The sequence below is a fragment of the Bradyrhizobium sp. MOS001 genome (assembly GCF_004634465.1).
GTDB classification, from domain to species: Bacteria; Pseudomonadota; Alphaproteobacteria; order Rhizobiales; family Xanthobacteraceae; genus Bradyrhizobium; species Bradyrhizobium barranii.
Genome location: NZ_SPVJ01000155.1, coordinates 1 through 1,567, shown reverse-complemented (window position 1 = coordinate 1,567; position 1,567 = coordinate 1). Strand labels below are relative to the sequence as shown.

Here is a 1,567-nt window from a genome sequence, read left to right as displayed (position 1 = left end):
CCGCGCGCATCGTGGCCCACGACATGGAACGAGTTTTTGCCGATATCGATGCCGATCACGGCGATCGCGGTATTGAGTGTCTGGGACATGGCGTGCTCCTTGTCTTGGCGCCCCTGGCCAGCTTATCGCTGGCGGGGCAGGAGCACGGCCGGACCATCCCATTAGCAGACCAAGGCTTGGGGAATGGTCACGACAGCCGAACCGTTCGAGTTGGACCAGGACACGGACGCGGAGCGTAACGCCCGTCGTGGTTAGCGCTTAGCCAGTGTTCCTGACCGCCTCAGCTAGAATGGCGTACAGCTGCTGCTTGCTGAATTCCTTGGGCTGCTGCCTCTCTGCGGTGCTTCGCGACACCTTCTTCTCTACTCGACGTACCAGGGCGGCCGACGACGCCGGCCTTGGCTTCGGGGGCGGCCTTATCTTGGGTCTTGCTGTTGGCGGCTTGTGGCCACGCTTCAAGCCCGAACGGGTTAGCATCCCGCAGACCGCGTTACGGCTACACCCGAGACGGCGCGCAATCTGTGCCGCGCTCTGTCCTGCGGCCCAGAGCCTTTTGAGCAGCGCTACGTCTTTCGCATCCCAGCCCATGGAGAGATTATAGCGCGGACTGACCGACACTGGCTAGTCCAGGCCGCTCGCGGGAATCCCTTCTATGGATTCACGACCTGGCTCTACAACGCCGGTGATCTCTCCGCCCAAGCCTTGGTGGCTTGGCAGATTTCCATCGCCCGGGCGTAGGCGGGGCGTGTCGTCGTACGGGCGAGATAGGCACGCTCGACTGAACCCGGGGTATAGTTGCTGGTTCGCAGACCAAGCAGGAGTGCGTAGCTCACTGAAATGTCAGCAGCAGTGAACCGGTCACCGGCGAGAAATGGACGATTTGCGAGACGCTGGATGACCAATCCCAGCCGGCTATGAAAGGTCTCCAGTGCCCAGATTGTGACCCGGGCGTTTCGCTCTTCTGCGGGGGCGAATGCGCGACCGACGATGACGGCGTTCATTGGTCCAGCGAGCCCGGCCTCTCCCAAATGGAGGAATTGCAGATAGGCGGCGAAAGCCGGATCATCCGGGGCGACGGCGAGCGGGCTCGGGCCGTGGCGGGCGAGCAGGTATTCGAGGATCGCGATCGACTCGACCATGATCATCTCGCCGTCCAGCAGCGCCGGGATAAAGCCGGCGGGGTTGATCGCAAGAAAATCGGGATCATTCTCGATAGCGAACAGATCGACCGGGCGTAGCCGATAAGCCACCCCCAATTCCTCGAGCAGCCAAACGACACGGAACCCACGACCTTCGCCATAGACGGTGAGCATACTTGAGCGTCCTTACGTTGGCTTAAGTGCCTTAATTCGCAGGAGCGAGATTTCCACACCTGCTGCTATCGCTCTGACACGATATGCACAAGGTTCGTCGAATACTCGGCATCATGCAGCGCCGGTCCTCCTCGCTTTATGGGTTCACGGCCTAGCACTACTTTGGCAGATTTTTGATTTTGTCGCGTTTTATAGGATTCCCGAATCAATTTTTCAATGATTCATGGGTGGTCGGCTCTTGGAGGGCTGACCAT

General features: G+C 59.9%; 3 protein-coding genes. 1 reads left to right on the top strand and 2 read right to left on the bottom strand.

Annotated elements, in window-relative coordinates; translation table 11 throughout:
* On the top strand, positions 1–239 hold a 239-nt coding region (locus tag CT676_RS45030; protein ID WP_205124650.1), incomplete at its 5' end, for a hypothetical protein.
* 19 nt (positions 240–258) lie between these two features.
* On the opposite strand, the gene CT676_RS43595 is transcribed toward CT676_RS45030, so the two are convergent.
* Positions 259–588, bottom strand: coding sequence for a GcrA family cell cycle regulator (locus CT676_RS43595; protein WP_085401706.1), 330 nt, complete (start codon positions 586–588; stop codon positions 259–261).
* Positions 589–671: 83 nt separating this feature from the next.
* Complete coding sequence (locus CT676_RS43590) at positions 672–1,313, bottom strand: glutathione S-transferase family protein (protein ID WP_085401707.1); 642 nt, start codon at positions 1,311–1,313, stop codon at positions 672–674.
* Positions 1,314–1,567: the final 254 nt, after the last annotated feature.